We start from the raw sequence: 7,147 nt of genomic DNA, 5'->3' as shown, positions 1-7,147 counted from the left end.
GTGTGAAAAATGATGCACATACTCGGGGCAAACTCACTCGAATGGGCGGCACGTCACTTCGGCATCCGGAAATTCCGAACCGCCACCGCCGACAACCTCGCGGGATAGCCTATTAATCAGTGATTCCTTAATCGTCGGATCACGACTTCGGCGCAATCCCCAGCGCAGGCTTTTCGACGACCCCCACCTATGCGGGTGAATCGACATAGGTCCCCACTCCCTCTTCGATCGACAAAACGGCATCCGCCACCGCCCGCACGTTCTCCGGGTCATGTGTGATGAATAGCATTGCGATCCCCGACTCTCGTTGCAATCGCACGAATAAACCCAGGACGCTCTGCGCAACCAGTGGGTCGAGAGCCGAGGTCGGCTCGTCGCAGATCAGGACACTCGGCTCAGCCGCAAATGCGCGTGCAATACAGACACGCTGTTTTTGCCCGCCCGACAGTTGATGCGGATACCGATCGAGCAGGTCCGCGTTCAACTCCACCTGTTCGGCGAGCGCCACGATCCGACGCTCCAGCCTGGCGCCGCGCATACCGAAATACAAGGTCAACGGACGGCCGATCGTTTCCCGGACCGTCTGTGCCGGATTGAGCGCAAGATCCGGTAGTTGATGTATGAGTTGCACGGCACGCAACTGGTCCCTGTTGCGGCCGCGGACATCCGGCGGCATCTGCGCGCCGTCGACCCATACACGCCCACGATCCGGCCGCAGCAAGCCGGTGATCACGCGTGCCAGACTGGACTTTCCTGAACCGGAGCGGCCCACTACCGCGAGCGTGCGCCCCGCGTGTACTTCGAGCGAAACGTCGCTCAGCACCTGTGCACCGTCACGATAACGCGCCGTGATCGCCTCGACCGCTAACGCGGGCCGCACGCGAGGCAACGCGGCGGCGGGCGCACGGGCCAGCATGGACACGCCCAACAGTCGCTTCGGGTAGGAATCGCGGGGCGCATCGACGATATTTCTGGTCGACCCATACTCAACGGTACGCCCGTCGCGTAACACCAGGAGTTGATCGGCGACTCTCGCCACAACCGGCAAATCGTGGCTGATAAAAATCGCCGACGTGCCGGTGGCGCGCAGCGCGTGCGAGATGGTCGCCAGCACCTGATCGCGGGTCGCAGCGTCAAGCGCGGTGGTCGGTTCGTCAAACAAGATTACATCCGGCGACGCGCACAGCGCCATCGCGGTCATTGCCCTTTGCAACTGGCCGCCGGACACCTGATGCGGATAGCGCTCACCGAACCGTTCTGGCTCCGGCAGTCCCAGCAGGGAGAACAGCTCGATCGCGCGCTTCACCGCGTTACGCTTTGTCAACAGACCCCGGATGACAGCGGTTTCAATCACCTGATCGATCAGCCTGCCCGACGGAGTAAACGCCGCCGCCGCCGCTTGGGCGACATAGGCGATCCGGACGCCGCGCAACTCGCGCGCGCGCCGCTCGGACAGTGTCAGCATATCCAGTCCGCCCAACAAGATCCGCCCGGCCGACGCCCGCAAGCCGCTCCGAAAATGCCCGAGTGCGGCAAGCCCGAGCGTCGATTTTCCCGCGCCCGATTCGCCGATTACACCTAGCACGCTGTTACGCGCGAGCGCAAACGACACGTTGTCGAGCACGCGCCGTGATTTGCCATCCGCGCCATGTGCTTCGACCGACAGTTGCATTGCTTCCAGAACGATATCGTTCATAACGCCCTTCTCCGCTGCGCGAGCCAGTCGAGCACGGCATTGATGCTCAAGCTCAGCAGACCGATGGCGGCACCGGGAATCAATGCGGCCCAGACGCCGAACAGCACACCGTCCTTGTTCTCCTTGGCGAGACTGCCCCAATCGGTCGAGGGAGGCTGCAAACCGAGTCCGAGGAAAGACAGCGTTGAAATCAACAACACGGCGAACACGGTGCGCAAGCCGAACTCTGCAAGCATCGGACGCGCGATGTTCGGCAACACCTCACGAAAGATTAGTGCGACCACGCCTTCCCCGCGCAACCGCGCCACTTCGACATAATCGAGCGCGGCGGCGCCCGCGGCCAGCGAGCGCGTCACGCGGAAAATCCGCATCCCTTCCAGTGCCGCAACCACGAGACACACGGTCACCGCGCCCGGCGGCACCACGGACAACACCACCAGCGCAAAAATCAGCGCGGGGATCGACATCAAGACATCGTTGCCGCGCGACAAGACGGTGTCCAGCCGGCCGCCCCACACACCCGCGAGCAGCCCGAGCACGCCGCCGCTGGCGAAAGCCAGCACCGTCGATAGCGCAGCGAGCGCGAGTGTGGTCCGGGTGCCGTAGATCAGGCGCGACCACGCATCGCGACCGAGATTGTCCGTGCCGAGCCACGCCTGCGACGACGGACCATCCCAATTGCCGCCGACGATATCGTTGATCCCGTGGCGTGCGGCCCACGGCGCGGCCAGCACCAGCAACGCGCACAGCAACAGGAACACGAGCGACGAATAAGGTCTGCGTTTCATCGTGGATGCCTCAGGCGAGGATTGGCGCCGATCGAGACGAGATCCGCAAACAGGTTGAGCCCGACATACAAGGCGCCGAAGATCACGCCGCAAGCCTGAACGGCCGGTATGTCACGCTTGACAACGCTGTCCACCATGTATTGTCCGAGTCCGGGATAGACGAAGATGGTCTCCACCACCACGGCGCCCACGGTCAGATAAGCGAGATTCAGCGCGATGATGCTGACAATCGGCGCGATCGCGTTCGGCAGCGCATGCCGGACGATCACACGGCCGTGAGGCAAGCCCTTGAGTTGCGCCATTTCGACGAACGGCTGCGCCATGACGTCGATCAGCGCAGCACGCGTCATACTGGTCATGTGGCCGAGAATGGCGAGCACGAGTGTCGCGCAAGGTAGCGCGAGACTCGTCAGCCATGCGCTCAACGTGCCGGTTGCCGCGTCAGCCGCGCTGCTCGGCAGCCATTGCAGCGCAACGGAAAACAACGCGATCAGCAGATAGCCGACGAAGAATTCCGGCAGCGCGACCGACAACCGCATCCCGGCGACGATACAGCGGTCTATCCATCCACCCTGCCTGAGCACGGCGAGCATGCCAAGGACGAGCGATAGCGGCACCGCAATGAGCGCAGCTCCGGCCGCAAGCACCAGCGTGTAGAAAAGACGCGGCTTGATGGCCTCGGCAACCGGCACACGGGTCGTATAGCTGTTGCCTAAGTCGCCGTGCGCGAGCCCACTGAGCCAGCGGCCGTAGCGCACCAGCACGGGCTGATCGAGGCCGAGTTCACGCTCCATCGCGTGCACGGCCGAGGGCGTCGCGCTCTGCCCGAGAATCGTCGCGGCGATATTCCCGGGCAGCAGATTCGTCCCCGCGAAAATCAGCGTGACCGCGGCAAACAAGGTCACGATGCCCTGCGCGACCCGTCGGACGAATAGACGAAGCAGCGGCGAACGGCTTGCGAAAGCCGTTCGCGCGAGCAGTACTGCACTCAACTCGCGAACCATACTTTTTCCGCCGCGCGCGATCCGACCTCGCCGGGAATGTCGGTATAGCCTTTCAGGATTGAACGCGAGGCGCGCAACGAGTCCTGGTAAAGCGGAATTACCGACGCTCCCTGTTGCGCGTACAACACCTGAATGTCGTGGTAGATCTGCTTGCGGCGCGCGTCATTGCTTTCCGAGCGGGCCGCGGCAACCAGTTTGTCGAATGCCTGATCTTTCCAGCGCGACTCGTTCCAGGGCGCGCCCGAGACGCAGATCATCGACAGATAAGCGTCAGCGGTCGGGCGGTTCGCCCACGACGACGCGCAGAACGGCTGCTTCATCCAGACCTGGGTCCAGTAGCCGTCGGCGGGTACGCGGTTGACCTTGAACGGAATCTGCGCCTTGCTCGCGGAGCTCTGATACAACTCGGCGGCCGACACGGCGCCCGCGAAAGTTGCGCCATCGGCGGCCGACAGCACCACCGGTTGCGTGACGCCCGACTTGTTCCAGTAGAACTTTGCCTTGTCGGGATCGTAAGCGTGCTTGGGTACGTCCGTCGTATAGAAGCGATTCGACGGGAACAGTGGATTGTCGTTCGCGACCGAGCCAAAGCCGCCCAGCAGCGACGTGCGCAGTTGCTCGCGATCGATCGCATATTTCAGCGCGGTCCGGACGTCGTTATTGTTGAACGGAGACTGGTCCGCCAGCATGGGAAACAGAATGTTGTTGGTATCGCGCGCGCGATAGAGCCGGATGGCCGAAAGGGATTCGAGGCGCTTGGCGAGACGCGGCTCGACCCGGTTGATCAGATGCACCGAGCCGCTCATCAGCGCGGCCACGCGCGCTGCGCTATCATTGTAGGCGACCGTTTCGACCGAATCGACGAAGCCTCGACCAGTGTCCCAGTAGTTCGGGTTGCGCCGCGTCAACACCCGCACGCCCGGCTGGAATTTTTCAAGAATATACGCACCGGTGCCGATGCCCTTGTCGAAATCCGCGCCCTTGGGCGTGATACCGAAATGCACATCGCCAAGCAGGTAAGGAAAATCGACGTTCGGCGAATCGAGTTTGATCGTGAGTTCCAACGGACCTGTGATCGTGATTTCCTTGACAGGGTCCAGATACGCCTTGGCCGCCGATTGCGAATCCTTGCCACGGTGGTGGTCGAGCGAGTACACGACATCGGCGGGTTCGAGCGTCTTACCGTTATGGAACTGCACCCCGCTACGCAGCCTGATGATCCAGGTCCGCGTGTTGTCCCGGCTTTCCCAGCTTTGCGCAAGTCCTGCGCGCAACGAGCCGTCGTCGTTCAGATCGGTCAGCGTGTTGAACACCTGACGCCCGACGTTGTACATGAATTCTTCGAAATAGAATGCCGGGTCGATGCGGTCGCTGCTTGAAGCGGTGTCGATACCGATTATCAGATGGCCTCCGCGTTTGGGCGTTTCGGCCGCGTAAGCGCGTGAGCCAAGCAGCGCAGAACCGGAAAGCGCCGCGGCCGTGCTACCCGCCAGTTGCAGGAAACGGCGGCGTGTCAGGCCCTCGTGAGGCGACAAGGCTTCATCGGAATGATCGAATGACATGGTGATCCAGGCGGAAATGAAAAAGAGAGGTCGCGACGAGTATCAGTGGAATTCCGCACGTAGCGCGTGCGAGAGAAGCGCGATGTGCTCCGGCCCAATCCCGCAGCAGCCACCAATGATCGATGCGCCGGCATCGGTCCAGCGTCGCGCGAACTCGGCATAGCCTTGCGGTTGCAAGTCTTCGCGCAGAGCACTCAGCCCCGAGTTGGCGGGGCCGCGCTGCCGTTCCGGCACAAAGGTGTTCGCATACACACCCAACGCGATGTCAGCCTGCGAGGCGTCTCGAACCGCGCGCGCGCGGCGTACCGCGGCTTCCATGATCTCGGCCTGGCTGCAGTTGAAAAGGAAGGCTTGGACGCCAAGCGAAGCCGCCACGGCAAACGCCGTCTCGATCGCTTCTCCGGAACGCAAGGTAGGTCCTGCGTCGCCACGCACGATCGCGTCGATATCCGCGGTGTCGTCGAGCGTAAAAGACAGCCACAACGGCCGCGAATCGCCATTCAACGCCGCGTGGACTGCTTTGGCTTCGGCGGTGGAACTCAGTGTCTCGCCGAGCCAGATATCCACATACGGTGCGAGGCCTTCAACCAGCGTGTCGAGCAGTGGAGCCGCTTTCGCGGCATCGAACAGGTCAGGACGGTAGGAGCCGAACACCGGTGGCAACGAGCCAGCCACCTGTACGGGTTGACTGCCGGCATCGGCGGCCTCGCGGGCCAATTTCCCGGCAAGCGCAGCCAGCCTCAAACCGTCCGCATTGAAGCGCTCCTCGCCGATGTGAAACGGTACGACCGCATACGAGTTGGTCGTGATGAGATCCGCGCCTGCCCGGACAAACGAATCATGTGCAGTGCGCACGAATTCGGGTGCCTGAATCAAGGCCAGAGCCGACCATTCGGGTTGCTGGAACGGCGCGCCAATCCGCAAAAGTTCACGCCCCATGCCGCCATCCAGAATACGTATTCCCATTGATGCCCTCCACAAATCAGACGATGTTAGCGAGAGGATGTCGTACGGGAAACCAACTGTTTTCGCTATGGATATGCCGAAGCGCCAACGAGTACTTTTCCGTACTCGGAATAACGTCAGCCACGCCGTGAGCTGCTGCGCGTTGCCCCCGAGATCAGTCCGTCACCGGACGACCACGTCACCGAAACCCGACCCGTATTCATCTGCCGGCACTGCGGCGCACCGATGATCGTCATCGACATCCTCGCGCGCAGCGCCCCCATCCGCGCACCGCCAATCCGATGGGATCAGACATGAGCATCACGGTTCCTCAATCTCCCAGTCCAACGTCGGCTATGCGGCAACGCGAGGACGTCCGTGCGTGTTGCTTCGCGAAGCGACACGCACGCCTGCTTCATCATCGCGATTGCTCGCCTGCACCGATTCGCTACGGCCTCAGCGCCCGTCCGGGCATTGTCACGTTGCTGCGGCGATGAAGAAGACAACGCCGCTTTATCACGGTCACCGTTATCCGGCGGTCGTTATCAGTTGCGCCGTGCGCTGGTATTTCCGGTTCCAGCTGAGCCTGCGCGATATCGAGGAGTGTTGTTCGAGCGGGGCGTACTAGTCAGCGACGAAACCATCCGCCGTTGGCGCAACAAGTTTGACGCGGGCTTTGCAAGTCAGGCCAAGGCGGCTCGTCGCAAACCGGGTACGCGTCACGCGGATCGCCGATGACGCACAGGCGCTCGCCGCGTCCCGCACACTTGCCGGCGTATTCGCGTCGGGCGCAGCCGAACGTGACCGCAATCGCGTGCTGCCGTGGACCGAACTCGATCTATGGTCGCAAGGCGGTCTGGGCGCGATCACCGTGCCGCGCGAATACGGCGGCGCCGGCGTGTCGTTCGCGACGCTCGCCGAAGAGCGCCGTGCGGTAGACGTCGAGAATGCCCCCCCTCCCGGTCGATCGACCTCAATTGCTGTAGATCAGACCGCGAGCGGCGCCATTGACGTAAATCCGGCCGTACGTGTTCCAGTCGCCGGCCATCACGCCCGAGCCGCCGAATTGGTGCGCGTCATCGTTGAAGCGCGCCCACGTTGCACCCCCGTCGTCGGAATGGTAAATGCCCCAGACGCCATTCAATGTGCCTT

The 7,147-nt window shown here is 62.5% G+C and carries 5 protein-coding genes and 2 pseudogenes; 2 read left to right on the top strand and 5 right to left on the bottom strand.

From position 1 onward, the window contains the following. Positions 1 to 187 precede the first annotated feature (187 nt). From G3N96_RS36830 to G3N96_RS36810, 5 genes are read right to left on the bottom strand one after another with little or no spacing between them, the layout of a single operon-like run. A complete protein-coding gene (locus G3N96_RS36830) occupies positions 188 to 1,696 on the bottom strand; it encodes an ABC transporter ATP-binding protein (RefSeq protein ID WP_206140285.1) in 1,509 nt (502 codons plus the stop codon). Then, a complete protein-coding gene (locus tag G3N96_RS36825) occupies positions 1,693 to 2,484 on the bottom strand; it encodes an ABC transporter permease (RefSeq protein ID WP_206140284.1) in 792 nt (263 codons plus the stop codon). Before G3N96_RS36825 ends, G3N96_RS36830 begins: the two co-directional genes overlap by 4 nt. After that, complete coding sequence (locus tag G3N96_RS36820) at positions 2,481 to 3,488, bottom strand: ABC transporter permease (protein WP_206140282.1); 1,008 nt, start codon at positions 3,486 to 3,488, stop codon at positions 2,481 to 2,483. Before G3N96_RS36820 ends, G3N96_RS36825 begins: the two co-directional genes overlap by 4 nt. Then, positions 3,473 to 5,050 carry an ABC transporter substrate-binding protein gene (locus G3N96_RS36815; protein ID WP_206140281.1) on the bottom strand — a complete coding sequence of 526 codons (1,578 nt, stop codon included), beginning with the start codon at positions 5,048 to 5,050 and terminating at the stop codon, positions 3,473 to 3,475. The genes G3N96_RS36820 and G3N96_RS36815 overlap by 16 nt, the downstream gene beginning before the upstream one ends. A 42-nt stretch (positions 5,051 to 5,092) precedes the next feature. Further along, positions 5,093 to 6,016: a homocysteine S-methyltransferase family protein gene (locus tag G3N96_RS36810; protein ID WP_124669883.1), complete on the bottom strand. Its 924-nt coding sequence runs from the start codon at positions 6,014 to 6,016 to the stop codon at positions 5,093 to 5,095. Between the two features lie 472 nt (positions 6,017 to 6,488). Between G3N96_RS36810 and G3N96_RS36805 the strand changes: the two are divergent. Continuing rightward, a pseudogene (locus tag G3N96_RS36805) lies at positions 6,489 to 6,724 on the top strand (IS6 family transposase); the annotation flags it as partial. Further along, positions 6,672 to 6,917: pseudogene (locus G3N96_RS39525) on the top strand (acyl-CoA dehydrogenase family protein); the annotation flags it as partial. The pseudogenes G3N96_RS36805 and G3N96_RS39525, both read left to right, overlap by 53 nt. Positions 6,918 to 7,147 lie beyond the last annotated feature (230 nt).

Origin of the sequence: Burkholderia sp. Se-20373 (assembly GCF_017104705.1) — a bacterium.
In the GTDB taxonomy this organism is placed as follows: Bacteria; Pseudomonadota; Gammaproteobacteria; order Burkholderiales; family Burkholderiaceae; genus Burkholderia.
The sequence above is the reverse complement of the archived record's forward strand: the minus strand, read 5'-3'. Positions and strand labels throughout refer to the sequence as shown.